Source organism: Vibrio barjaei, assembly GCF_001639065.2.
Lineage (GTDB): Bacteria > Pseudomonadota > Gammaproteobacteria > Enterobacterales > Vibrionaceae > Vibrio > Vibrio barjaei.
This window is the reverse complement of record NZ_LQXO02000033.1, coordinates 309,377-335,331: the sequence shown is the minus strand read 5'-3', so window position 1 is coordinate 335,331 and position 25,955 is coordinate 309,377. Positions and strand designations below refer to the sequence as shown.

Below are 25,955 nucleotides of genomic sequence, written 5' to 3'. Positions count from 1 at the left end.
TGCGAAGCGTTAAATCGGCAAATGGAATGACATAGCGACCCGCCGCAGTGAATTGCTTGCGGTGCTCTTGAAGGTCTACCAAATCTTGACCTGTCAGGTTGTACACTTCCTTGCCGTTTAGCGTGATACGCACACGCTCAATATCGGCAGGGTCAGTAATACTCGTGACCAGTTCAATGGATTGGTAAGTAGGACCACTCACCAAGCGAAGGCTTGCTTGGTTGCCCCAATTCACACCCTCAACAGGGTCTAAATCCAGTGGACGTGGGTTAAATGGTGTATTGAGTAGTTCCATAGCTTAAAACCACCCTGAATCACCGTTAACTTGCTCTTTAAGCGGCTTAAGCGCGCTCACGTTGTTGATGATTGCCAGCGCAACGAGTACCGCGAATACGGTCATCAACATAGTTTTGTGTTTTGCTTGCATGGTTTCCCCTGTTTCGCAACGTTAGAAATAAGTGTGCAAGCTCAAGCTATAAGGGAATATATAAAGAGAAAAGAAGGTGAAACCTATAGGTTAACCCATAACCTATAGGTTAAATGTAACGCTTTAGTATTCTTCTAGGAAGTCACTGAGTACTCTCTGATAGAAGACACTATCCGATGTGTATTCATCCATTTGTCTTTTGTAAACGTGTGACTGAAGGTGTATTTTTAGAGGAGAAATAGGTGCTGAGGCTGACTCGTAACGCTCTACTATTAAATCTAATATTTTTTCCAAAGGTAGACTTTTGTTATCAATAGAAGCATCAAACTTAGTTAGATTTATGTACGCCTTTAAGGAACTAGCTACGGCAGCTAAAAGGTACTCTAAGCTCCAAACCTCCTGATTTCTGTGAGACTCCAAAACTTTCGCCATATCATCTATAGACCCAAGGCTATTATCTAGTGTTGTCATACTGCAAATATTATAATTAAGAACCCAGTATTTGCTCGCTAAGAGAATATTTATCTCCTCTTCTCTAGTAATTGATTCCTCGGTCTTGTCAAATACATCTTGAAGTGACTTGGCAAAACTTCGTAATATATCTTTATCTATCGTGAAACAACCGTTGTTAATTTGATTGGGAAATAACTTTGAATGAACAACCCTAATATCTCTATATCTATTTCCTTCTGACAATCTACTAACATACTTTTCAAACTCTTCTAGGTGCCTGAAATGATTGGTAAATCTATCTTGAGCTTTTGACAATTCCATTTGCTCTCTCATTGCAATCACTTGTTGCAATGAGACATCTATTTGATTCTTTGTCTGCTCTGAGCGGTGGTTTAAGCTAACAAGGCCAATTACAGCGAGATAAGCTGCAAAAATCTTAGACGGGATGTCATACCAATTTAGGAAGGTTTCCCAACCTTCTTTTTGGAAATTAAAGCTAACCCCCATTTTCTCATAATATTCCATAGTGATAGAACATGTCGGAATAAGAAAAACTAATAAAAAAACAATTGTTGTGTATATGAATGGCTTGGTTTTAATGAAACTTGAGTTTTCTTTTAACATGTAGCCTCCTGATTTATGAATCATTATACCAAGAGGTTACAGATTATTGTATTTTCTAGATAGCTTTCTTCCTGTGACACAGTTCAAAGCCGCTCGCTCTACATTTCCTATACCGTCTCGAATCACTAGATATTCTGCTATGGGCTTACCAATACGAGCTTTGTTAACCTTGGCAGATTTAAGCGCGGTAATTTCATCTACCCTCACACTCTTTCGCTCGGCTACCCACTTTGCATCATTCACGGAGTTGACCGACCCTACCCACCACACACTTGATTGGTCGGTGATGGTTTTCGGGACTTCTTGACCACGTTGAAACACGGTATGAATCACTAAGCCATATTGACGGCCACCACGAAGCAACTCGCCCGTTTTACCTTTGAGTTTTGCAGAGGTTTCCGCGCAACTGGCTAACTCTTCAATCACAACATAAAGCTTAGGTGCTAGGCCATTGCCTAGCGCCCACGCCACTGCTGAGAAGAATTCCAATTCATTCATACAAGCCCCCTGCTTAGGAACGTACGCCACCTTAAACGGTTTGCCACTTTTACGAGCGTTCACCGCAGCGCGGATAAACTCAGACCGAACCGAGTAGCCATGGCATTGCTGGCCGTGAAACTTCGCCCCTGCATAGTTGCGGTACGGGTCAAAGAATAAAGCTTGTGCCCCTTTTGGCACTAAGCCTAAGTACTTAACGGCTGAGGTTTTGCCGCCACCCGTACCCGCTAGGTAAAGCGTATGCTCGGCATCCAGTGACGGATTCGAGTTAGTGGGATTTGGAAAGCGCGGTAGCGGTTGTGCTTTCATTCGTCTTGCCCTCCACTGATTTCAATCGTTTTACTTGAGTGACCGACACGGCCAACAAGGTCATTAAGGTGATAATCAGCGTTGCTTCTTCAACGTAACCACCAAACAATGCGCCCTTATCTTGTTTCGCCAGTACTGGATACGCAGCTTCAACTACCGCATCTTTGCAACTTGGTTCAAACTGGAAAGGTACGCCAGCAATCGCAGCCGTCATTTGCTCTAAACCCGCAAACAACGCATTAAGTAGCATCGCACTTGATACCTTTTCCCCTTCAATTTGCTCTGGTGTTTTGGTTTCGTATGAGTCATCCGAAGTTTGACCAGGCAACGAAGATTCACCCTCAAGCGGCTGTGATAGCGCGTCCTTTTCTGCTTGTTCTATAGCTTGTGTTTGCTTGAGCGAGTCTGACCATGCATCAATATCAATCGAATCAAAGCTTGCGGCACTTTCAACATTACTCATGTGCGTTAGCCTCCTGTTGCTCCGCTTTGGTCTTAAGCGCTACATGCAAACCAATAATGATGAGTAACACCACCACAAAACCAATGGCGAGTTTCATTCCTAACTTTGTCGGTGCGGGTTTCGGTGCGCTTGCCTTTGGTGTTTCGGACACAGCGGTTTCGTCATTGGCTGCAACGGGTAACGGGCTTAAATCATCGTTAGCAGCGCTGATTAATGGCGCTTCAATAGTGCTTATCGCGTTATCATCAATAACAGTTTGTGCCTTATCAGCATGGGTTTCGAGCGTTACCGATGCGCTTGCCGTTTCGGGCTCATCCTCGCTCATATGGTCGGTAATGTATTGGTTAACGCTTTTCGACATTTGACTGTTACCGCAGTTCGGACAACGGTAATACAGCAAGCCAAGATTGCGCGGGTTTTTAGGCGGTTCACCTTCGGCTAAGAGCTTTCCTTCACCAATCATATGAACCGTTGCGGTTTCACTGCATACTGGACAAGTGACATAACCGCGAACAGGATTAGGCACTTTACTCATCGCTTACCACCTCCGCGTTTTCGATTTCATCGACGAGTGAGGCTTTTTCTTCCATAACAAACGCTCGGCACTTATCGCGAGCGATACGATTAAGCATGGTAAGCCGTTCAACTTGCTCGAATAGCTTAGGGTCTAAGCCTAATGCCGCGAACGGGTCACCGCCACCAAGCAATAAACGCGGTAACGTAGACGCGATTTTACTTAAGTCCATATCTTTAATTTTCGTAATAGCCTCAGTGACCTGTGTTTCTAGGTTTTCAGCAAGGTCGAGTGCTTTTAAATCGCTGTTACATGCAGCTTCGGTGCGTTTCATAATGTGTTACCCCTGTTTCTCAACGTTGGTGTGGTTTAGTTAGTGTGTTTAAGCGCCCTTTTCCAAACGCTCTAAACGTTCATCTAGATTCTTGAGTGTGACTAATAGCATTCGAAAGAATGCCAACGGCTTTTTGAGTGCGTTTCCGTTTTTCACTTCACTCTGCATTTCCGAAATGATTTTGTTATCCATTGTTTCCCCCTAGCCATGGCGTTAAATAAACTCATGCGTCATAGCGCATGAACTGACAAAACTCTAAGCGTTCGGCCATTGCCTCACTGCGTACATAATCCAAGTCATAATCAATAAACTCATGTTGAAGCAGCGCTCGCCAGTAACAGCGCTTATCAAGGTAAGCCTGATACGCATCGCTGTATTTCTCTTTGGCGTAGTCTCTTAGCTCATTGATTCCGTCAATGTCTTTGCTTTGCATAAACCAACCGCGAGCGCCAGCCGCCCACACTAAGAAACTATCAAGACGCGTAGCCGCATCGTCACCACTGAACGTGAGAGCAAAGTGTTGGCGCGAGCTGGCAAACAAACCACGCTCTTTGATTTTGGTTTTAGCTTCACGGATTTCTAGCGACAACTTATCAATAAGACGCTTAAGTTTGATTTGCTTAACGGCCTGCTGGTTATTCTTGGCAATATCAAGGCCGCGTATCGCTTGCTGTTTAGCCTGTTGCTTTCTTCGTATCATTCGCTCAATCGGTTTTCGCCATTGTTCCAACTTGTAGCCACACTCTTTGATAATGGCGTGCATGTTGTCGGTATCGAATGACGCTAAGACCTCCCAATTTGGCGCACGAGAAGCACGAGCAATGTTGTAGCGGTTACCACGTATGAGCCCTTGATTGGCGTTACCACCTTTGGCCGCGTAACCCACCGCTTTGATAATGTATGAGCTGGCCGCTTCGGAATACTTGATTCGCTGTAGGTTCGCCATGCCATGCCCCCATAAACTTTCTATGCGTTTTGCCCACGTATCAAACGCCCAGCGAGGCACAGACCAATTAAGCAATACATGCACATGGGGATTAGGTTCACCGTCTTCGTTAGCGGGACATTCGGCCACCCAAATGTAATGAAATGGCGTGTCATGCCCTTCAATTTCACGGCATTCGGCGCATTCTTCAATGTGACCTTGTAACGCATTGACGCTTTCACTTTCAACAACCACATCAAAGCCGCGCTGATACAGTTTCTTAGCACCACTCAAAAAGCGTGACACTTCACTACCAATCGTAATCTCGCCCGTAAAAAGTTGCGCTCGCAGCTCTGGCGAAAACGTTAAGGTCAAAAACGTAGTAAACCCACCATGCACCGCCGCTACATAAGCCCCCGACTCAAAGATTTTCTTCACCGCTCTTGGTGTGAGATTGTCGGTATAACGTTCACCGTCATTGGCGTTCGGCGCTTCACTCGGCGCAGGTTTATATACGGTTTGCACTTTGTATTCGTTTGACCAGTCTCTTTGCATCAAATACACGCGAGATTGACCGTTATCATGCAGCCCTGACACGTCGAATAACTGGCCGCTTTGCGTCACATGGTCTTGCTCACCGACTTCCACTACTGAGCGCGTGCGTCGTGTATGGTTCGCCAACACGCCATTTAAGCGGTCAATCCGGTGTTTACCTGTTGTCCGACTTTTGCGCCCTTTGACGAGCCTAGTACTTTCGGCTTGCGCCGCCGCTTCGCGCCCGATTTCTCGAAGGTGTTTAGTGCGAGCCACATGAGCTTGTTCGAAATTCTTAAGTTTCCGTTGTTCGTCGTGTGGCCATTCGTTATCAACCGAACCAAAAAAACCGCTATCAAGAGCGGCGATATTGTTTCTTGTTTTGTCAGCGCCCTGAACCACGGACGCTGCAAAGATAATGTCTTTGTCAGTAATCATAAGCGCTCAAGGGAAACGTACTTCCCGCTTTGGGTGTCTCGAAGCGTGTTAAACGTCAAATGACGAAACTCACAACACGCGTCAGCTAACATTTTGAACTCGGATTCTCTGGAATCTGGCACCCAAAGCGTCACCTTGACTAAGCCTTGAGCGCGTTTCCTTGCCTCATAACGTTTGTTGCGACTCATACAAACACCTTTGCGCCCGATACGACACGTTTTGCCGCTTCGCTTTGGCAACCATCACAACCACACAATTGACCGCCACAAGTGCAAAACTCATCTTCGTTATGGCGTTCATCTGTATAGTGCATGACCTTTAAGCAATCTTGGCAAAGGACAAACGCTTTCATTGAAGAATCCGCGCCCATTTTGGGCGCTTCATCTTGCTTGCGGATTTGGTGGCTTTCTCGAATCTGCTTACGAAGTCCTGATAACGAACTATCACCCGTTTCATTTCGGTTACGCTGTTCTTTGATAAGCGTTCGTAGGCGGTGACTAACTTTCAAGTCCGCACGCTGCTCAAACGTTAAATACCCACTACGGTTTTGAATGATACGTTCGATAACACTGCAAAGGTTCACAGCACGAAAATGATAGGTTCCGAAGGTTTTATTAATCTCATCCAGAATATTCCATGCGCCATTAAGTGAGCCGGATTTGCATTGATTTTCGGTGTATAGCACCGCTTTTCTAAATGCTTTTGGTGAGTCAATCATAAATCACCCCCTTCAACATCGTGACCGAGTGCTTTAACTTCATCACGGCTACACGCTTGATTGAAACGAGATGGAATAGTGGTTTTTCGCTTTTTAGGGAAAGATGGTGCGAACTTAGCTTTAAGCTTTGCGACCATGTCGAGAGAATTTTTGGTTAGATTAGGGTCTGGATTCACGCACCCTGCCATATCAGGACAAGGCAAATGAATGGGGTCAGTAATGAGTCTTTCCATGGTCTAGCCTCCGCAAGCCGTTTCACATAAACACGAAAAAACAATACGGCAAATAATTTACTACCGCAAATGACTTACGGTACTGCAAGTTACAATATGTAGCGCTACAATTTAACAATTAGCATTCGGGGAACCATGACATGACGAACTACACCAATGCACTTTTGGACAGGGTCAAAGCTAGGTATGAATTGACCTCTGAGTACAAACTCGCTCAAAAACTTGAGGTTGGCGAGGGAAGACTGAGACATTGGCGAAAAGGTAGATGTTCTATGGATTGGGATATAGCTTTTCGAATTGCTGACCTTCTTGAGGAAGATGACCAAAATGTTGTGTACGGTTTAATCGAAGATAAGTACACAAACCCTCGCCTTATCAATGCATTACAAGAAGCGAGAGCTTCTTAGAGCAGATTTACCGCTTTATACATAATGCGCACTAAGGTTGTAATCGTTTAGTATCAATGAGATACAAAAAAGCCCGCCATATAGCGAGCTTCTCACGTTTCACGCTCTTTACCTAGTCATTGAATTTTACGCCTGATGAAGCTTTTATCAGTGTTATGAAGTTCGAAGCCTCTAGTGCGTTGTGCAGTTCTTCACTTTTGTCCATCAACACAGCACTTAGCTCTTCTTTAAAAGAACGTGTAAATGAATCGTTTACGAAATTTTGAAAATCAGCCAGTCGTTTACGTCTTGGGCTAAATCTACAATGTCTGTCATGGAATAATTTTGTGCAGTCATAATCAACTCTTCATTTGATACCTTGCTTGCATAGTCCAGCCAACTATATAACCAACCATCATCTAACTTTTCGTCACTTGCTGGTACTGGGTTTGGGTCATCTACTATGAACTGTCTTCCTCTATAGGCACTGATTTGGATCCATTCACCTCTATTCTTGTGGTCTTTAAGGATATCGCGCATCCATTTGATATCGACCTTAAGAGCAATAACGGTAGCCATGGCTGACGCACCGCCAGTCAGCGCCGATAATAAAAGTGCTTCTACTATAGCCATTATTTACCTTTGGACTCATTGCGAAGCGTTTCTCACACCCCAATGACCGCAATAACTGCCGCGCCAATAATAGCGCTAAGCCTTTATTTACTGATGCTTGTGATAAATCAATACATAGAAATTTCATATAACAACCCTACCATTTGTAATGCAGCTATGCACTTAACAACGTGATAATTGTAACCCAACACCTTTCTTTTTTATGCGAGTGTAACGCCCTAATTTTTTTAATTAATCCACTATTTAAATAAATTCTCTATATATTGACGATTATAAATCGGCTGCAATTATATTTTTAAATTAACTGAGAACTTAACATTTAATTTAAATCACTGGAGTATTTAAAAGCACATATCACCATAACTAGTGTCATACAGCGCCATTATTGCTCTAATTTATATTTAAACCACGAAAAACGATTAGATTCAGCAATGATAAAGGGAGATTATATATACGTACTTATACTTCACGCCACTTTGAATTCATTACATGCCACAGGACTGGAGACAATGGTAGAAACGAACCATTGACTGCGCAAATTCAATATCGAAAGCAATAGCGAAAAATGGCAAATTTAAATATAACAACACTATTATAAATAGAATCTGGTTATAGATTCAGATATTTATAGATTTTTATTGTGTTTTCCTAAGATATTCTCTTTACAAAATGATTTAGATGTTTAATTCTAATTTCACCAACGAGAGCAACTAAAATTATTAGAAAAGGAATATTCTATGTCTTTACCTATTGAGTGGTTTACAACTAGCTATACACGAATTCAAAAATGGGATATCGAAGGGTTATCATTATTGGAGGCAGAAGCTGCCTTAGAAACCTACCTAACAGATAACAACCCTATCTCACTAGAGATGGCTGATTACATTGCGGAGAACTGGACTTGTCGCCGTATACAAATGCTAGATTCTGAATCAAGGCGTACCCTAATGAAAATCTGGGATGAACGAGAAATAGCGGCGCACGGATAATTGTTTATCTTTATCGAGCCAAATTAAATTAGTTATAGTGCATTAGATGGGTTAAAATTAAGGCGCTACTTATAGCGCCTACACTTAAACCGATTGGATCTCATCGAGATTTCTTTTTGCCTTTTGACTTGAATCCTTGATGTGGGAATACATTTCGAATTCGTTGTTGGCATGCTTTCGCTACTGAGTCGCTAAATTTTAGCTTCATACCGGTGCGGGTTTGGTAGACTTTTAAAACACCTGTCGCTTGGTCACGCTCAACAATATCTTTAAGGTTATGCCGAAAAGATGGAGGAATATGACCTTTTACGTTACCTAGCTCACCGTTATCAAACTTTACAGTTAACACTGGGCGGTCAACAGCAACAAGCCAGAAAACAACAAGTGCACCTATCAGAACAACATATAACATCGCAACTACTCCCTATTCCCTGACTAATCAGACAGTAACTTACTTAAGTCCTCTTTCAGGCTACTCACTGTCTTAGTCGCTTTCTCACTGCGCGACGCTTCACTTAACAAGTACTCGATCGCTTCGGATAATGTACATCCGAGCTCGTTTGCTCGGTAAGACAGCTTTTCCCAGACTCGGTAGTCAAGATCGATAGACTTTTTCTTGGTATGAACTTGTTCTGCATTATAGTGACGCTTGCGCTTGGCACGAATTGCCTGCTTGAGTTTATTATCAAGCTCTGCAGACATATGCTCATCAATCCAATCAAGAACCAGAGTAGGTTCGTGTTCTAATGATTTAAAAGTCGCAACGGCCTGCTCGATTTCACTGGTATCAATATAGCGAGTGATGTTTTCACCCTCGCGCCACTTTTTAGATAAATACTGCCACTTCCAACCACATTCTAGGTTTTCAAGCTGTTGGTATTTCATTGGTTTGCGTCCCTACTCTGTTTACAGTGACAGCGTAACCCAAGTCACGTAACAACTCAATAAAAGAACACGAAATCTGAGAATCTGCTCCCGATTAACCGTGCTCTATTACTAACGTTACTTCGGGTTTCGTTGTATACTCCTTCCAAATTTTAAATAAGTAGCATCTTAATGAATCTAGTCCCTTGGCAAGACGTTTGTCCGCAGTACAACAACTATCAAACCACTATTGAACAAGCACCGAACATTGCACCTGCATCGCTGCTTGATTTGCAACCTCGTTTACAAGCCGCCCTTAAATTCTTCACATCACAAGCTTGTAAATCTAAAGTGTTAGTCGTTAAAGATGGTGACAATTTAAAGTACCGTGAACTAATAGCTGATTCACTCAAAGCATTAGGCAAACATGTTGTCGTTACAAAAGATACAAGCTCAGCGCTACTGTTTGATCATTACGCAAAGGTAGATAACCAACTTGAAGTTTCCGCTGGATTGATTTCTCAAGCCAATAACGGATTTCTTGTGGCTTCAACCCAAGCTTCATTAAGCACGTTAAGCGCTTGGGGCAATATTAAGGCTTTGCTATCAGGAGCTTCACTCAACAGTGTGGCCATTGATAAACAGTCAACTGTTTTATCTCCACCGCAATTCCAATCTGATTTTAAATTGATCATTCTTGGTGACCGAGACCAACTAGCGGAATTTGATTATGCTGATAATGATTTTCGTTCTGGCTTTATGCAATACACAGAACTGGAGAGTGACTTAAAGGTATCCGAAAAAACTATCTCAACTTACTTCGGTTTTGTAAACGGTCTACTAGAGAAGCAGCTTCCCGAGTATAGCCTAGATAGTTCAGCCTACCTTCGCCTTCTTCAAGCTGGAGCTCGTGAAACAGAAGATAAACAGTACCTTCCTTTGTCCATCGATTGGCATTCAGCACTGCTTGGCGAAGCGTCATCTTTTAGTCATGACAAAGTAATAACATCCGCTCATATTGAGGAAGCGATTTGTGCGAAACGAAGCAGAGAAGCCTATCTTCCTGAACGTGCAATTGACGATATTCTCGAGGGACAAGTTGTTATCGAAACTCAGGGACAACAAGTTGGCCAGGTCAACGGATTAACTGTTATCGATATACCTGGGCACCCAGTATCCTACGGTGAACCAGCTCGAATTTCTTGCGTAGTGCACTTTGGCGATGGTGATGTCTCTGATGTCGAGCGAAAAGTCGATCTCGGCGGTAACATCCACGCAAAAGGCATGATGATTATGCAGGCGTTCGTTTCTTCCGAGTTAGACCTTGATGCCCCGCTCCCTTATTCTGCCTCTATTGTGTTTGAGCAATCTTATTGCGAGGTTGATGGTGACAGTGCTTCGTTAGCTGAGTTGTGTTCTCTTGTAAGTGCATTATCAGGTTATCCTATCGACCAACAAATTGCGGTCACAGGTGCTGTCGACCAATTTGGCCGCGTTCAAGCCGTCGGTGGCCTCAATGAGAAAGTCGAAGGTTTCTACAGCGTATGCAAACACCAAGGTTTTACTGGTAAACAAGGTGTTGTACTTCCGAAAACCAATCTTCAACACCTAGCACTCAGTACTGAGGTAGTCGAGAGTATTAAGCAAGGTGAGTTCCATATTTGGTCAGCTACACACGTTGACGAAGTGGTTCCTCTACTTCTTAATAAACCTTTCAAGAGTGAAGATGAAGATAGCGTTATTGGAAAGATAGCCGAACGTATTGAAAATTTTGAAAAACTTGAACTACCGGAAACTTTGTTAGAAAGGGTTAAAAACTGGTTTGTCTAGTCGTGGTCGGACTTGTCTAGCGTACACCTGTTCACTAAGATGCTCATACCAAAATTTGGAGTAATTTAATAATGCAAAACAGACGTGAATCTTATAGCCGTGAAGATCTTCTAGCCTCTAGCCGTGGTGAACTATTTGGCGAAGGCTACCCTCAGTTACCAGCACCAAACATGCTGATGATGGATCGTGTAACTAAAATGTCAGAAACCGAGGGTGACTTTGGTAAAGGTTTAATTGTTGCAGAATTAGATATCACCCCTGACCTATGGTTCTTTGATTGTCACTTTATTGGTGACCCAGTAATGCCAGGCTGTCTTGGTCTAGATGCAATGTGGCAGCTAGTTGGCTTCTACCTTGGTTGGATTGGTGGCGAAGGTAAAGGTCGTGCTCTTGGTGTAGGTGAACTAAAATTCACTGGTCAAATCCTTCCTACAGCGAAAAAAGTAACCTATGAGCTACACATGAAACGCGTTGTAAATCGCAAGCTTGTTATGGGTATCGCTGACGGACGCGTTCTAGTAGATGGTAAAGAGATCTATGTTGCTAAAGACCTAAAAGTTGGCCTATTCAAAGACACATCAACTTTCTAAATCGAAGTTTTCAATAAACGACTCTCCGGAGTCGTTTATTTTACCCATATATATTTAGTTATAGTGCATTAGAAGTAACAACCACAAAAAAGACCTCAATATGAGGCCTTAAAGTACTTCAATTTTGCTCCCGACTTACTTGAAGAGTCCTGAATGTTTGTCATCTCGGGCATCACGCCAACCGCCTAGCCAATAAGACTTAGCATCCATTTGTTGATAGGGACAGGTTTCCATCGATCGACCATTCAATCCAGCTTTATAACCCTGTGATTGAGCTCGCTCTAGACGATCACGTTTTTGTCTCTTCATAGTACGGTCCTCATTATACAAAGCCAGTCTCCCAGACTTTCTACCATTAAAGATTTGTGGAGCTTTTGTTACTCCTCTTTAATAATTGCGCATTATTCCGCTGATCACAAGGCACAAAAAATCCCAGATTCAGAAGTGTGAACCTGGGATTTTTGTCACTTGTGACTATTTGTTACGGCGTAACCCTAAGAACCCTAGGAAAATCATTGCCATCCAACCGAGACTACCACCCTTACGCTCTACGGGTGCAGCTTCTAATGCGCGAGTCTGGATATCAGCAGATGTTGCATTTGCGATCGGGATCAACTTAACTGCTACTACTTTCTCACGTTTTTGACCACTGCCGCAGTATGAGTTGTGACCAGTAGTATCATAGCCGCCTTCACATTTTAATGCCGTACCAGAAATAATACCATCATCATTGATATCAGTGGCATCAACAACTCGGTACTGGTTATTTCCACCTTTTTGTCCGTCATTAGTCAAATCATCTAGTAACCAAGGCTTACCATCAAATACATCTAGGCGAGACTGCTTGCTCCCATATTCGAGATTATTGTATGGGTAAATAAAACCTCTTTGACGACGCTGCTTACCAAAATACTCTGTAGATTGTTCGGCGTCTACACGGCCAACTATTTCGTTATAGTTGTTTATAGCACCTGTCACACCACCAGCACCTCGAAAAAATATGCCGTTGTTATTGTTCAGTTCATCAAAATACAAAGCGGAAGCCTTGCCGTCAGCATCGACAGTAGCTAGGAACATTCTGTTAGGAGCAGCACCATTTTCTCGTTTATCACCACGCCTTTTGGCCTCACCAATTAACACCAAATTTTTGTTTATGCCTGTGGCTAAAGAGTTGCTATACACGAAATCATCGCCACTTTTAATCGTAGCTCGTGAAATTGTTTCACTTTTCCAATCGTCTGGGTTTGTCAGACTAGGGTTTTGGTTAGTAGGTGTAAATACTGTAGCTTGTAGAAACGAGTTTGAACTTCCATCTTTAGTGGTATTTATTCCAACGAATACAGGCAAGTTTTTAAAACTAATTGTATCTGACACTACTCCCGCTCTAAAACTACCTTGTCGAGCCTTTTTATCGATATTGCTTTCATCAAAACTATTTTTCCAGTTAAGCACCATTGAAGGATTAATTTGTTCAATCGCACCTGTTGTATCCCAGATTGCAGCTTTGGTTGCAAAGCCGAAGTTTTGGCAATCAGCGTACGCTGCTGGATCTGCGCTTATTGTTGAATCTTTTAGGCAGTTCGATACTGATCCTCTGTAATTCTTATCAGAATCGGTATCAAAAGGAGCAACAGAGGCACTTCCAAATACATAAGTCGTACCTTGATAGAGCAACGAACCATATGCCATCGTCCTGCCCATCAGCTTGGTAATGTTGTGAGTATCACTTACATTTGTTTGTAAGGGGTTTAGGATGATTGGGTTATCATCATTACCCCAGAAACCTCTTTGACGATATACAAGCGCACTATTTTTACCATTCCCGTAGTATCCACTACTAGTTATACCTATGGCGTTTCCAGATACGGCATCAAAAGCAGTAACTACCACGTTGCTAGAGGTATTCTGATAGCTAAAACCACTCGGTACATAGGCGGTATTGGGCTGCCCTAGTGCCATCATACTTGAGTTTATGAAACTTTGCGCGTTTGAACGGTATTCTGGAAAAAGCCAAGCATCTCGCTCACGCTCGAGTCCGCCATGATCACTGTAACTTAACCACATTTTATCTATCCAACCTGGTGAACAGGTTTGATAGCCAAGTTGACCAGAGCAATAATCTTTATTTCTGCCTTTACTAGTCAGGAAAAAGCTTTGATCGTAATTGAAAGGCACTTCTTGCGAATATGAATGACCTTCGGATCCTGCTCTAGTATCACCGGCTAAGACATAGTTACCACTATTACACACTTCACCAAAACAACCTTTCTCATTCGAAGTTTCGGTGTTGTGACCAATAGCCGACCCGTAGAATTCGGTGACATCTACGTTATTAGCAAACCCTTTTTCATACCCACTAGCAGGACCAATCTCAACAACCTTATACAACGCTGCCTGACTTGAAGTTGCAGCCATAACACTGGCTGCAATTAATGAAATTTTGAAATTAATACGACTCATGAAGACTAACTTTCCTGTTGCATTGCTTCGAGCTCTTCCCATCGCTCAAAGGCAATTTCCAGTTCCTGCTCTTTGGCAGACAAACTGTCTAAAATTGGTTGTGTCTCAGTCACAGGCTTGGTGAAAAACTCAGGGGTATTCACAGTTTCCTGCAGCTGTTCTAATTCTTGCTCTAGCTGCTCTAGTAACGCAGGTAGTGCCTCTAATTCCCTTTGCAGCTTATACGACAGCTTTTTAGGCTTAGAGTTCACAGCAGTTGTTTTCTTTTCGGGCTCAACTGCTTGCTTTTTAGTCTCTTTCACAGGTTCATAAGCTTTTCTTGCCTCGATGACCTGCATTCGTTGTTGTTGGGCATCATGATAACCACCAACAAACTCTTCTATAACCCCTTCACCTTCAAAAATCCAGCTTGTAGTCACAGTATTATCAACAAATTGACGATCGTGACTCACTAAAAGCAGCGTGCCCTGATAATTAGCAAGTAATTCCTCGAGCAACTCTAACGTTTCGATATCTAGATCGTTGGTTGGTTCATCAAGCACCAATAAGTTGTTCGACTTAAGGAATATACGCGCCAATAATAAGCGGTTTTTCTCGCCACCAGATAAGGCTTTAACCGGAGTTCTGGCACGTTTTGGGGCGAATAAAAAGTCTTGAAGATAGCTCAAAGCATGTCGTTCCCGACCGCCTACCATGACTTCTTGCTTACCGTCAGCAAGGTTATCAATCACCGTCTTCTCTGGGTCAAGAGCTTCACGATATTGATCGAAATAAGCCACTTCTAGCTTAGTACCACATTTCAACTTTCCAGATGTCGGCTGTAATTCGTCGAGGAGAAGCTTGATTAGAGTACTCTTCCCGCAACCATTAGGACCAATAAGCGCAATTCTGTCACCACGCTGGATGTTAAAGGAGAAGTTCTTAACTATGGTTTTGCCTTCAATCTGATAATTGAGATCATTAGCTTCGAAAACGATTTTTCCGCTACGAGCACTGTCATCCAGTTTAAGGTTCACTTTACCCTGAACTTCACGACGACCTTGGCGTTCCTCTCGCAGCTTTTTAAGCGCTCTTACTCGTCCTTCATTACGCGTTCTACGTGCTTTAATGCCTTGACGGATCCATACTTCTTCTTGCGCAAGCTTCTTATCAAATTCGGCATTTTGCATTTCTTCAACGCGTAATGCTTCCTCTTTCTCAACCAAATAGGTTTCATAACTACCTGGATAAGAAACTAATTGACCACGGTCAAGGTCAACAATGCGAGTCGCCATCGAGCGAATAAAGGCGCGGTCGTGCGAGATAAAGATAATTGAGCCACGAAAATCTTTTAGGAAAGTTTCCAGCCACTCGATTGTGGTTACATCTAGATGGTTGGTAGGCTCATCGAGTAGTAAAACATCAGGATCACAAACCAGAGCACGGGCTAACGCTGCTTTACGCTGCCATCCACCAGATAAGTCAGTTAACAGTGTGTTGCCATCTAACTTCAAAGCCCCAAGAATATTCTTAATACGGTCTTCAAAGCGCCATGCTCCAGCAACTTCTAAGCTCTCTTGAGTTTTCGCCAATCGATTTATGTTTCGCTCAGACGGGTCTTGCGCGACCAAATCCAGTTGAGCATGGTAAGTTTTTAATAACTCACCGACTTCTGCCAGTCCTTCGGCGACGTAATCAGCTACCGTACCGGCCTGATCACGCGGAGGATCCTGTTCAAGTCGTGATACCACGACATCTTGAGTGATCTGCAGTTTGCCATCGTCCATGACGATTTCACCCGCAAGCACTTTCATTAACGTTGATTTGCCCGCTCCATTGCGGCCAACCAAACACACACGTTCGTTTTCTTGAAGTGCGAAATCAGATTTGTCTAGCAATGGATGATCACCAAATGCTAGTTGCCCATTATGAATGGTAAGTAATGCCATTAGCTGTTAACCATTGTTTCAGTTGAGAAAGGTCAAAAGGCCAGTTAATTTCAGATTGTTCGCTTTTTACAACTGGTATAGTGACGCCGTAACGAGAAAATAGCTCATCATCAAAAGCAATATCAATCACTTGTAATTGCTCAGTTAATCCAACATGAGATATGAGCTCAAATGCCATCTCGCAGAGATGGCATCCTTCAGTACTGTATAGAATAAGTTCCTTTTCCATAATCCTTTACTTTTGGTGAGTAATAACCCAACAGTTATGAATATGTTTGTTACGAGCAAAATCAAGTGGCAGAGTTTTATCTGAAATGTTCTCGGCTTTAAGGCCAAGTTCTTCCAGCGCTTTCAAGTCCATCTTGAAGTGTCGTTTGTTGTTCGAAAATACTATCGTACCTTCTTCGCGCAGTAGTCGTTTCAAGTTCGTCATTAGCGTTACGTGGTCACGCTGAACATCAAATGATTGTTCCATTCGCTTAGAGTTCGAGAAAGTCGGTGGATCAATAAAGATAAGGTCGTAACTACCGTTGGCTTTTTCTAACCATTGTAAGCAGTCTGCTTGAATATATTGATGCTGACGGCCAACTTGGCCATTGAGTTTCATGTTCTCTTTCGCCCACTCTAAGTAGGTATTTGACATATCAACTGTTGTCGTTGATTTCGCGCTACCCAATGCTGCGTGAACAGTTGCAGATCCTGTATAAGCAAATAGGTTTAAAAAATCTTTGTTGCTCGCCATTTCACCAAGCTTACGGCGAGTGATTTTATGGTCAAGGAACAGGCCAGTGTCTAAGTAGTCGTAAAGATTAACGATTAGCTGAGCTCCGTATTCATTTACGTGAAGCTTTGATGACTTAGCCGCCAGTTTGTTGTACTGCGATGAACCTTTTTTCTTTTCACGTACTTTAAGAACCACGTTGTTGGTATCAACACCGGTTACCTTGATACTGGCACGAATAACATCCGTTAATCGACGCTTTGCTGTCTCTTCAGGAATGCTTTTGGGAGCTGCGTATTCTTGAATAACCAGATAGTCTTGATAAACGTCAACAGCAACATTGTAGTCAGGTAGATCAGCATCATATATGCGATAGCAATCTAAGCCTTCCTTTTTAGCCCACTTTCCAATCTTTCCAATGTTCTTCTTGAGACGGTTAGAAAAGTCCGGAGCTACAACTTGTGCGTCCTTATTGCCGACTAACTCGTCTTCGGAGCGTTGAGAAATTGAATAGTTTTTTTGGTGACACTGTAACGCACCATTGTTCAGTTTAAATTGTTTTTCTGCTCGCATACGTAAGCAACTTAACAAATCGTCTGAACTAGAGAAGATAGAGGCTTGGCAACCGCCAAATTGAGTTTTTAGTTGGTTGCCAAATTCGGTATAAAGTGCGATAAGCCCTGGTTCCGTGCCCAAGCGCTCGCCGTATGGAGGGTTACACACCACAACACCTTCTCCGAACTCGGCAGGTTTAGTCACTTGGCTCGCATCGCCAAGCTCAAAGTTAATCAACTCTTCAACGCCTGCACGTTTGGCATTTTCTTTAGCGGTTCTCAACACTTTAGGGTCGTTATCGAATCCCCAAAATCTGCTGTCAGTCTTTTTGACACCGCGTCGAGCTTGGACATTAGCTTCTGATTTAACCTCTGCCCATACCTCCGGTTCAAAATCTTCAAGTGCTTCAAAACACCATGTTTGACGCTTAACACCAGGAGCCATATTTGCAGCAAGCATGGCCGCTTCTATCAGCAGCGTACCAGAACCGCACATAGGATCGAGCATGTTTTGCCCTTCTTTCCAGCCGCTACGAGCAACAATGGCAGCGGCCAATGTTTCTCTTAAAGGCGCTCGGCCTGCTTCTGTTCTATAGCCACGTTGGTGTAAGCCTGAGCCAACCATATCTAAGCCAATAAGCGCTTTATCTCTATGTAGGCGCACATGAACACGCACATCCGCGCGGTCTTTACTGATATTTGGGCGAGGCAAATTCTTCTTATTGAAGCAATCTACTACGGCGTCTTTGACTTTCATCGCGCCATACTGGCTATTGCGAATCTCACGGTTGGTACCGTTAAAGTCTACGATAAATTTCTTTGAGCTATGGAAGTGATTAATCCAGTTAATAGAAGACGCAGCCAGATATAGGTCCATATCATCTTGGCAAGTAAACTCCGAAAGCACTTTAACAAAGCGAGAAGCATATCTGCTCCATAAACAAGCTCGATAAATCTGCTCATTTGACGCTTTAAACTTCACTCCCGCTTGTACAGGTTTTACTGAAGTTAAACCCAATTGCTCAAGCTCTTGAGCCAGTAGGTTTTCGAGTCCATTAGAAGTAACGGCAAGATATTGGTTCATAGTGTTCATCTGACTGTGAAAAATGGTGTTGATTATACCTGACAAACGGCCTTCTCACTAAACAAACCTACTCTAATCCCTTAGTTATTCGTTTATTCGAACAAGCTTTAACCGAATGAAACTCATAAACACCGTCACCATCATTACATTAGTCATTGTTAATATACCAGTCGTATTTATTGACCAAGGGACGAAGTGAATACTTATTTACATTAATATTGGTCTATACCAGTCGGCTTTTTACTGTGTAATTTTATTACATTTTTAGTTAAAGGAGGAATTTATAGTGGTAAAACACCCTGTTTTAAGCAGAAAAATAGTCACTATTTAGATAAAAAAATATGCGAAATATCACCAGATAGGATTCAAAGGTATAGGTTTCTTAGAGACAAGATAGGAAGATGGTGGGAAATACGAGGTGTATCCTCTAGGATTTAGGTAAAAAAAATCGGCCATGAAGGCCGATAAATTTCTACGAGGAACGTTTTTGGAATCGTTGTGTACTACTAAAAGCTGCCACTGCTTTTTCTATTTGGCGCATTTTGCGCTCTAATTACCCTACTAAGCTCTTAACCGACAAGAGCAATGGGCTGGTTAATTCTCATAAATTGGTGCGCACAAGCCATTCTGTCATGCATGACTTTAATGCTCTGGCCAAATTGAACACCTTTACTTGGAGTCAAACTAAATGACTCTAAATCTACTAAGGCACATAAGCTAGCGCTCTCACCGACTTCTAGGACAATAAAGAAACCTTCCGAATGTTGATTAACTAATCGGACTAAATCGCCTTCTTGAGGTTGATAGCTGCCATTTTGATGGTCAAAGAACCAACTCTTTGGCTGAACGGGCTTATGGAAGCGCTTGGCTGCAACACAATAGAGTGTGAGTTCAGCCTGTCGAGGCTCAGATAGCCCCAATATGCTTATTTGGTCTTTAAAGGTTTGGAACGCGGATGCGTCATCTACAGTAAAGTTGTTCTGACCCATCGCGCAGTCGACAAGGAGTTTTCGGGAAAGATTGGTTTTAAAAACCATCTCATCTCCCAAATCCAGCATGAGAGAACCTTCGTCCTCATCCATATACCAGATCCATGTATCGCTGGGTTTAAGCATCGTTCCGTCTCTTATATTTAAAGAATAATCAGACTGTTAGGTAAAACGCTTAATTACCTTTTTTGTCAGTTGAATATAATTCTACAAACGATTACGCAAAAAAAAAGGGGAAAACAATTTTCCCCTTCTCTTATGTTAGACCCAGTAACTTTTCAGTAATTACAGGTTTTTAACGATGTCTTTGACAAGTTTTGGACCATGGTAGATGAAACCGGAGTAAACTTGGACGAGTGTTGCACCTGCCATCAACTTTTCCTTCGCAGAAACATAAGAATCAATGCCGCCAACACCGATAATTGGCAGCTTACCTTGCAAATTCTCAGCAAGTAGACGCACTACTTCTGTACTACGTGATTGAACTGGACGGCCACTTAAGCCACCAGCTTCATTCGCATGCTTCATTCCTTCTACGATAGAACGATCCAATGTAGTGTTCGTGGCGATCACACCATCAATCTTATTTTTGATCAACGATTCACAGATTTGGCTAACCTCATCGTCACTAAGATCCGGAGCGATCTTTAGTGCCAAAGGTACATATTTGTTATGTTTTTCAGCCAGTTCCGCTTGTTTCGCTTTCAGTTCTTCTAACAGCTCATCAAGTGCTTCACCATATTGAAGGCTGCGAAGTCCCGGAGTATTTGGAGAGGAAATGTTTACGGCAATATAACCAGCGTGCTCGTATACCTTTTCCATACAGATAATGTAGTCTTCAGCACCCTTTTCGATCGGAGTGTCTTTGTTCTTGCCGATATTAATACCTAGAATACCGTCAAATTTTGCTTTCTTTACGTTCTCTACAAGGTTATCGACGCCTAGGTTATTGAAACCCATGCGATTAATAATCCCTTCTGCTTCAACTAAACGGAAAAGACGAGGCTTGTCGTTGCCTGGTTGAGGACGAGGTGTCACAGTCCCTACTTCCACGAAACCAAACCCCATAGCTCCAAATGCTTCGATGCATTCGCCATTCTTATCAAGACCTGCAGCAAGACCTACAGGATTCTTAAAAGTCAGCCCCATGCATTCAACAGGACGATTAGGAAGTTGTTGACGATATGCTAGATCAAGAGGAGTGCCAGTAAAACGTTTGAAGTTCTGAATAGCGAGATCATGAGCCTTTTCGGCATCAAGTTGGAAAAAGCCAGTTCTGGCAAGACGGTAAAGCATTGTGCCTCCGATAGAAAACCCGTGTAAACGGGGTGGTATTATTTACTTATTTGTTTGAACATGCAATGAAGTTTTTAGTTTTCTCGCGAAAACGCAAACGATTAGGCGAATAAAGACACAAATTATGTGACATTGTCACTCATTATTCTCTCGACAATAAAAAAGCGCCTATAAAAGGCGCTTATCACTTAATGAAACCGGTTAGCAGTATCTATTTATTGTGTGTTTGCACAATTTAAATTTAACAAGCTCAATTCTCGGAGTGCTACAGAGAACTTAGCAAACTCATGAACATTACCTACTTTGAACTCGTTGAGTATATTTTCCCAACGAAGCAAACTACTCGCATTAGTTTCCATCCAATTATTAAGTGACAGGATAACGTCTTCGTTATCGCCACCGCAGCCACATTTAAGGACTTGCGCAGTCAATAAACGTTGCTGCCAGTCTAGATCTTCGCGGAATGCCGCCCTCGCGAGAGCTTGCCAATTATTATCAACGCCTTGACTGTTTATTTGGTTTAAGAACCAATGCAGTGATAGACGATCGCCAAGATGGAAATATAGTTTAGAAGCTTGCTCAACACTAAAGTTAGCTTCTGCAGCGATTTCCGAAATATCAACAGCGGATAGTAAGCTAGATAAACGAGCTACATAATTGGCCAGCTCTTTCCCTACTCCTTGCTCCACCCAGTTTTCAGCTTGTAGACGATGTTCCGCTACTTCTTCAGCTACTAGGCAAGTTTCAAGTGTTTCCTCTACTTTCATAACATCATCACGGTAGCGCGCAACGAGTTGCTCAACCGACTGTTTGCCAGGTCGATTTCTCAAGATCCAACGGGCAAGTCTGCGTAATGTGCGACGTACAATAAACAGCAGCTCATATTGCGCTTCTGAACTGGCAATATTATCAAGTTTACGTATTTGCTCGAAGGTGTATGCAAAACCATAGATCTCTCTAGATGCTGCGTATGCATTGGCAATATCAACCACTGTGGCACCCGTCTCTTCTTGTAGACGAGTCACGAAATTACATCCCATTTCGTTAACCATCTGATTTGCAAGCATTGTAGAGATGATTTCAGCCTTCAGAGGATGCGTTGACATACTTTCTATGTAGTTGCGGCGTAACTCAGATGGGAAGTATTGTGTCAGTTGCTGCTGATGATACGCATCGGCCGCGATCTCATCAGTCACCAATTCTTCTTTCAATACCATCTTACCGTAAGCCACCAACACTGAGAGCTCAGGTCTTGTCATTCCAATGCCTTGTTTCTCGCGCTCAATCAGCTCTTCATCAGATGGAATATATTCCAAACCACGATCCAAGTGACCTGCTTTTTCTAGCGTATGTATAAAACGAATCTGTTCTTTGACTAACGATACGCCTTGGAATTCTGTTACTGATATAGACTCTGACTGGCAATAAGCATCATCTAGTACAATCTCGCCAACCTCATCTTCCATTGACTCAAGGATTTCATTACGTTGTTTGACCGTCAGATCACCGTTAGACACCAGACCATTCAAGAAGATCTTAATATTAACTTCGTTATCGGAACAATCTACACCACCTACATTGTCAACAAAGTCAGTATTAACACGACCACCAGTTAAAGCGTACTCAATACGCCCCAGTTGAGTCATACCTAAGTTACCGCCCTCACCAACTACCTTGGCTTTCAATTCGTTGCCGTTGATGCGTAGTACGTCATTAGCGCGATCACCTACATCAGTATGCGTTTCAGCGCTAGACTTGACGTAGGTACCGATACCGCCGTTCCAAAGTAGATCGACTTCCATGGAGAGAATCATCTTGATAAGATCATTTGGTGCCATGGATGCTTTCTTGGTCCCAAGCATTTTTTGGATCTCAGGAGTTAACGTGATCGATTTTGCTTTGCGAGCAAAAACACCACCGCCCTTTGAGATCAATTTCGGATCATAGTCTTCCCAACTCGAGCGTGGGAGATCAAATAATCGTTTACGCTCTTCCCAACTTTTCGCTGAAGATTGTGGGTTTGGATCAATGAAGATATGCATGTGGTTAAACGCAGCTTGAAGTTTGATGTGCTTCGATAACAACATACCGTTACCAAATACATCCCCTGCCATGTCACCAACACCAATAGCAGTAAAGTCTTCGTTCTGACAATCAATGCCCATTTCACGGAAGTGACGTTTAACTGACTCCCAACCACCTTTGGCAGTAATACCCATTGCTTTATGGTCGTATCCGTTGGAACCACCGGAAGCAAACGCATCACCCAACCAGAAGTTATATTCATCTGATACCGAGTTGGCCAAGTCAGAGAACGTCGCAGTCCCCTTATCCGCAGCTACTACTAAATACGGATCGTCTTCATCATGTCGAACAACACTCTTCGGTGGAATAATTTCACCTTCGATAATGTTGTCGGATACATCCAATAACGCTCTGATGAACTGTTTATAACAGCGTTGACCTTCAGCAAATATCTCATCACGTGATGAAAGTTGTGGTTGGCGTTTACAAACAAAACCACCTTTTGCCCCTACAGGTACGATCACCGTGTTCTTAACTTGCTGCGCTTTCACCAACCCAAGTATTTCAGTACGGAAATCTTCTTGGCGATCCGACCAACGCAAACCACCACGAGCAACTTTACCACCACGTAGGTGTACACCCTCAATGTCCGGCGCATAAACGAAAATTTCAAACGCAGGTACTGGAGCTGGAATTTCTGGAATGTTCTTTGGCTCAAGCTTTAAAGATAACCAAGGCTTGTTAACACCATTGTTATCTTTCTGATAGTAGTTTGTACGCAGCGTAGCCGAAATCATTTCGACATAGCGACGGATAATACGGTCATCATCCAAGCTTTCTACTTTATCTAACTGTTTGTGGATCTTATCAATAACACGTTGTTGCCCTTTCTTGCTTCCTTTTAGAGAAGGCATAAAGCGCTGTGCAAATAACTCAACTAGGTCTTTTGCTAGATCTGGGTAATGATTCAGAGTGTCTTCAATATAGTGCTGGCTGAATGGGAAACCGACTTGACGCATATAACGCGCATACGCCCTTAAGATTGACACTTCACGACCAGTTAAACCGGAACCTAGTACCAGACGGTTGAAACCATCACTTTCCAAACCACCAGACCAAATTGCAGCGAATGCTTGTTGGAATCGATCGCGAGCTTCTCGAAGATCGACAACCGCATCACTCTTATGTAGCATCGCAAAATCTAGGATCCAGTATGTTCCGCCGTCTGACTTAACGATCTCATACGGTGATTCACCGATCACTCGCAGACCAAGATTTTCGAGCATTGGCATTACATCGGATAAGTGTATTGGTTCATCACGATGATATAGCTTCAGTTTAACTTCTTTGGAATCCGCCGCCGCTTCTTGTGGTCGGTAGAACAGCATGCCCAACTTATTATCTTCATCAAGGGATTCAAGTCGCTCAATATCCGCCACAGCAGAGGTCGGCATCATGTCTTCTTTATATGAACGAGGGAATGCTCTTGAATACACTTTCGATAACGGTAGCCCTTTGCTCTCACCAAAATTAGCAACAATAGCTTCCGAAAGACGATCATCCCAAGACGCTGATACTTCCATTAGGTTTCTTTCTATCGCCTTCACATCCATATCCATATTATTGTTATCAACCCTTACGATGTAATGGGTTCTAGCCAGAGGGCTTTCGGAGAAATAAGTCGTAAACTCAACCTCTTGCTCACAGCCAAAGTAGTTTTGAAGGATCCGTTGTGTATCTTTTCGAAGCTGAGTGTTATAACGATCTTTGCTAACATACACCATGCAGCTAAAGAAACGACCAAACGGATCTTTACGAACAAACAAGCGGATCAAGTCACGATCCTGCATTTGAACCACACCCATACCTATCTCAAGCAATTCTTCTTCTTTTGCTTGAAGTAGTTCATCGCGCGGATAGTTTTCTAATATATTACGAAGCGCTTTATATGAATAAGATCCATTTCGGTATCCACTAGCATCCAAGATACGATCAACTTTTTCGCGAATTAGTGGAATGGTGGATACACTTTGGTTGTACACGGCTGATGTATACAGGCCAGTAAATCGATGTTCTCCCACAACCTTTCCATTTGCATCGAATTTCTTGATTCCGATGTAATCTGTATACGCGGGTCTGTGGATACGACTTGCTTTATTACCTTTGGTAAGAATAAGTAGGAAAGGCTTTTTCGCTTCTAGGCGTGCCGAGTCGGAAAACTCAGAAATTTTTACCGAACGGACACGTTCTTCACTGGCGAACAGGCCTAAGCCTTTATCTTCGGTAGGTTTGAGTATGGAATCACCCTCTTCATTGATGAGATCAAACTCTTTGTAACCCATAAAGGTAAAGTTGTGGTTACCAACCCAATCTAAGAACGCGATGGTTTCATCAAAACGATCGGCTTCCACTGGAAGTTTCTTCTTGTTCTTAACCAGATCTTTTGTGATTTGCTTAAGCTTATCCGACATCGCCTCCCATTCGTTAACGACCAAACTAGTGTCTTCGAATATAGAGACCAACTCATCCTTAAGCGCTGACATTTCAGCTTTGTCACTTAAACGATCGATTTCGATATGGAAAATCGATTGTAAATGCCCTTTCCCTTCATTAACTGATGTTATCTGCCCTTGTTCATCGCGCTCAAATTGAGTCGGGCCATGAAGCATAATGTGACAAGTCAAATCCACTCGATTAAGAGCCATCTTTACTGAATCAACTAAGAACGGAGAATCTGGCACGGCGATTTCTAATATAGTGTGAGTTGATTGCCAACCATGACGACTTACCGCCGGGTTGAATACTCGAACCGATACTTCATCGTGTTTTTTCTCATTGAGATGATGCCATAAACTAACAACAGCACCGTAAAGATCTGATTCATTTCTCTGTAGCAAGTCATCGGGGGAAACATTGCTAAAAATATGTTTGGCGAGTTTAGTTACTAAAGGCTGATTGCTCCCTTCTACTTTGGATTCAATCAACTTGTATACTTTCTCCAGTAGAACCGGAACAACTGGTTCGCGCGTGGTCATAGAAACGCTCCACTTTTTGTTTTTATGAGGGATGTAGGCTTGTTCTATATTGTAAAAGTTTTATTGAGAAAGAGTTAATAAAAAATGGAAGAAGTTTCAGG

The 25,955-nt window shown here is 42.8% G+C and carries 27 protein-coding genes; 4 read left to right on the top strand and 23 right to left on the bottom strand.

Translation table 11 applies throughout. The features are described 5' to 3' along the window. The 12 genes from AWH66_RS16550 to AWH66_RS16505 all read right to left on the bottom strand — a co-directional run. A partial coding sequence (locus AWH66_RS16550) for a major capsid protein P2 (protein WP_240495629.1) occupies positions 1-295 on the bottom strand: 295 nt, incomplete at its 3' end. A gap of 3 nt (positions 296-298) precedes the next feature. Next, positions 299-427: a hypothetical protein gene (locus AWH66_RS26235; protein ID WP_269458167.1), complete on the bottom strand. Its 129-nt coding sequence runs from the start codon at positions 425-427 to the stop codon at positions 299-301. 123 nt (positions 428-550) lie between these two features. After that, positions 551-1,504 carry a hypothetical protein gene (locus AWH66_RS16545; protein ID WP_063606392.1) on the bottom strand — a complete coding sequence of 318 codons (954 nt, stop codon included), beginning with the start codon at positions 1,502-1,504 and terminating at the stop codon, positions 551-553. A gap of 36 nt (positions 1,505-1,540) precedes the next feature. Continuing rightward, a complete protein-coding gene (locus AWH66_RS16540) occupies positions 1,541-2,311 on the bottom strand; it encodes a hypothetical protein (protein WP_063606391.1) in 771 nt (256 codons plus the stop codon). Further along, on the bottom strand, positions 2,271-2,774 hold the full coding sequence (locus tag AWH66_RS16535; RefSeq protein ID WP_063606390.1) for a hypothetical protein: 504 nt from the start codon (positions 2,772-2,774) through the stop codon (positions 2,271-2,273). Before AWH66_RS16535 ends, AWH66_RS16540 begins: the two co-directional genes overlap by 41 nt. Beyond that, entirely contained in the window at positions 2,767-3,309 is a 543-nt protein-coding gene (locus tag AWH66_RS26160) for a hypothetical protein (protein WP_063606389.1), read from the bottom strand. The genes AWH66_RS16535 and AWH66_RS26160 overlap by 8 nt, the downstream gene beginning before the upstream one ends. Continuing rightward, positions 3,302-3,622 (bottom strand): hypothetical protein, encoded by a 321-nt coding sequence (locus AWH66_RS16525; protein WP_063606388.1) that lies wholly within the window; start codon positions 3,620-3,622, stop codon positions 3,302-3,304. Before AWH66_RS16525 ends, AWH66_RS26160 begins: the two co-directional genes overlap by 8 nt. Before the next feature lie 48 nt (positions 3,623-3,670). Then, entirely contained in the window at positions 3,671-3,814 is a 144-nt protein-coding gene (locus AWH66_RS25975; protein WP_161493958.1) for a hypothetical protein, read from the bottom strand. 31 nt (positions 3,815-3,845) lie between these two features. Next, on the bottom strand, positions 3,846-5,519 hold the full coding sequence (locus tag AWH66_RS25970) for a rolling circle replication-associated protein (RefSeq protein ID WP_063606387.1): 1,674 nt from the start codon (positions 5,517-5,519) through the stop codon (positions 3,846-3,848). Further along, complete coding sequence (locus AWH66_RS16515) at positions 5,516-5,707, bottom strand: antitoxin MazE-like protein (protein WP_063606386.1); 192 nt, start codon at positions 5,705-5,707, stop codon at positions 5,516-5,518. Before AWH66_RS16515 ends, AWH66_RS25970 begins: the two co-directional genes overlap by 4 nt. Continuing rightward, on the bottom strand, positions 5,704-6,237 hold the full coding sequence (locus AWH66_RS26070; RefSeq protein ID WP_063606385.1) for a hypothetical protein: 534 nt from the start codon (positions 6,235-6,237) through the stop codon (positions 5,704-5,706). The genes AWH66_RS16515 and AWH66_RS26070 overlap by 4 nt, the downstream gene beginning before the upstream one ends. Beyond that, a complete protein-coding gene (locus AWH66_RS16505; RefSeq protein WP_063606384.1) occupies positions 6,234-6,470 on the bottom strand; it encodes a hypothetical protein in 237 nt (78 codons plus the stop codon). The genes AWH66_RS26070 and AWH66_RS16505 overlap by 4 nt, the downstream gene beginning before the upstream one ends. Before the next feature lie 140 nt (positions 6,471-6,610). Here AWH66_RS16505 and AWH66_RS16500 point away from each other — a divergent pair, with 140 nt between their 5' ends. Further along, positions 6,611-6,877: a hypothetical protein gene (locus AWH66_RS16500; RefSeq protein ID WP_063606383.1), complete on the top strand. Its 267-nt coding sequence runs from the start codon at positions 6,611-6,613 to the stop codon at positions 6,875-6,877. Positions 6,878-7,129: 252 nt separating this feature from the next. On the opposite strand, the gene AWH66_RS16495 is transcribed toward AWH66_RS16500, so the two are convergent. Next, positions 7,130-7,489: a hypothetical protein gene (locus AWH66_RS16495; RefSeq protein WP_063606382.1), complete on the bottom strand. Its 360-nt coding sequence runs from the start codon at positions 7,487-7,489 to the stop codon at positions 7,130-7,132. A 737-nt stretch (positions 7,490-8,226) separates the two neighbouring features. Here AWH66_RS16495 and AWH66_RS16490 point away from each other — a divergent pair. Beyond that, positions 8,227-8,478 carry a hypothetical protein gene (locus tag AWH66_RS16490; protein ID WP_006075457.1) on the top strand — a complete coding sequence of 84 codons (252 nt, stop codon included), beginning with the start codon at positions 8,227-8,229 and terminating at the stop codon, positions 8,476-8,478. A 100-nt stretch (positions 8,479-8,578) separates the two neighbouring features. Here the strand turns inward: AWH66_RS16490 and AWH66_RS16485 are convergent, their stop codons facing one another. Both AWH66_RS16485 and matP read right to left on the bottom strand, forming a co-directional pair. Further along, positions 8,579-8,890 carry a DUF3634 family protein gene (locus AWH66_RS16485; protein WP_063606381.1) on the bottom strand — a complete coding sequence of 104 codons (312 nt, stop codon included), beginning with the start codon at positions 8,888-8,890 and terminating at the stop codon, positions 8,579-8,581. Positions 8,891-8,913: 23 nt separating this feature from the next. Then, entirely contained in the window at positions 8,914-9,363 is a 450-nt protein-coding gene (gene matP, locus AWH66_RS16480) for a macrodomain Ter protein MatP (protein ID WP_006075455.1), read from the bottom strand. Between the two features lie 171 nt (positions 9,364-9,534). Between matP and AWH66_RS16475 the strand changes: the two genes are divergently transcribed. After that, positions 9,535-11,172 carry a S16 family serine protease gene (locus tag AWH66_RS16475; RefSeq protein ID WP_063606380.1) on the top strand — a complete coding sequence of 546 codons (1,638 nt, stop codon included), beginning with the start codon at positions 9,535-9,537 and terminating at the stop codon, positions 11,170-11,172. Positions 11,173-11,243: 71 nt separating this feature from the next. Continuing rightward, on the top strand, positions 11,244-11,762 hold the full coding sequence (gene fabA / locus AWH66_RS16470; RefSeq protein ID WP_038230501.1) for a bifunctional 3-hydroxydecanoyl-ACP dehydratase/trans-2-decenoyl-ACP isomerase: 519 nt from the start codon (positions 11,244-11,246) through the stop codon (positions 11,760-11,762). A 135-nt stretch (positions 11,763-11,897) separates the two neighbouring features. Here the strand turns inward: fabA and rmf are convergent, their stop codons facing one another. The 8 genes from rmf to AWH66_RS16430 all read right to left on the bottom strand — a co-directional run bounded on the left by rmf (position 11,898) and on the right by AWH66_RS16430 (position 25,854). Next, positions 11,898-12,071: a ribosome modulation factor gene (gene rmf, locus AWH66_RS16465; RefSeq protein ID WP_006075701.1), complete on the bottom strand. Its 174-nt coding sequence runs from the start codon at positions 12,069-12,071 to the stop codon at positions 11,898-11,900. A gap of 165 nt (positions 12,072-12,236) precedes the next feature. Further along, positions 12,237-14,222: a DUF3466 family protein gene (locus AWH66_RS16460; RefSeq protein ID WP_063606379.1), complete on the bottom strand. Its 1,986-nt coding sequence runs from the start codon at positions 14,220-14,222 to the stop codon at positions 12,237-12,239. Between the two features lie 5 nt (positions 14,223-14,227). After that, entirely contained in the window at positions 14,228-16,150 is a 1,923-nt protein-coding gene (locus AWH66_RS16455) for an ABC transporter ATP-binding protein (protein WP_063606378.1), read from the bottom strand. Beyond that, positions 16,128-16,379: a glutaredoxin family protein gene (locus AWH66_RS16450; protein WP_081875895.1), complete on the bottom strand. Its 252-nt coding sequence runs from the start codon at positions 16,377-16,379 to the stop codon at positions 16,128-16,130. Before AWH66_RS16450 ends, AWH66_RS16455 begins: the two co-directional genes overlap by 23 nt. A 6-nt stretch (positions 16,380-16,385) precedes the next feature. Next, positions 16,386-18,509: a bifunctional 23S rRNA (guanine(2069)-N(7))-methyltransferase RlmK/23S rRNA (guanine(2445)-N(2))-methyltransferase RlmL gene (rlmKL, locus tag AWH66_RS16445; protein ID WP_063606377.1), complete on the bottom strand. Its 2,124-nt coding sequence runs from the start codon at positions 18,507-18,509 to the stop codon at positions 16,386-16,388. 569 nt (positions 18,510-19,078) lie between these two features. Next, positions 19,079-19,624 (bottom strand): cell division protein ZapC, encoded by a 546-nt coding sequence (locus AWH66_RS16440; protein WP_038230493.1) that lies wholly within the window; start codon positions 19,622-19,624, stop codon positions 19,079-19,081. A gap of 159 nt (positions 19,625-19,783) precedes the next feature. After that, positions 19,784-20,794, bottom strand: coding sequence for a quinone-dependent dihydroorotate dehydrogenase (gene pyrD / locus AWH66_RS16435; protein ID WP_062459801.1), 1,011 nt, complete (start codon positions 20,792-20,794; stop codon positions 19,784-19,786). A 215-nt stretch (positions 20,795-21,009) separates the two neighbouring features. Further along, positions 21,010-25,854, bottom strand: coding sequence for an NAD-glutamate dehydrogenase (locus tag AWH66_RS16430; protein WP_063606376.1), 4,845 nt, complete (start codon positions 25,852-25,854; stop codon positions 21,010-21,012). Positions 25,855-25,955: the final 101 nt, after the last annotated feature.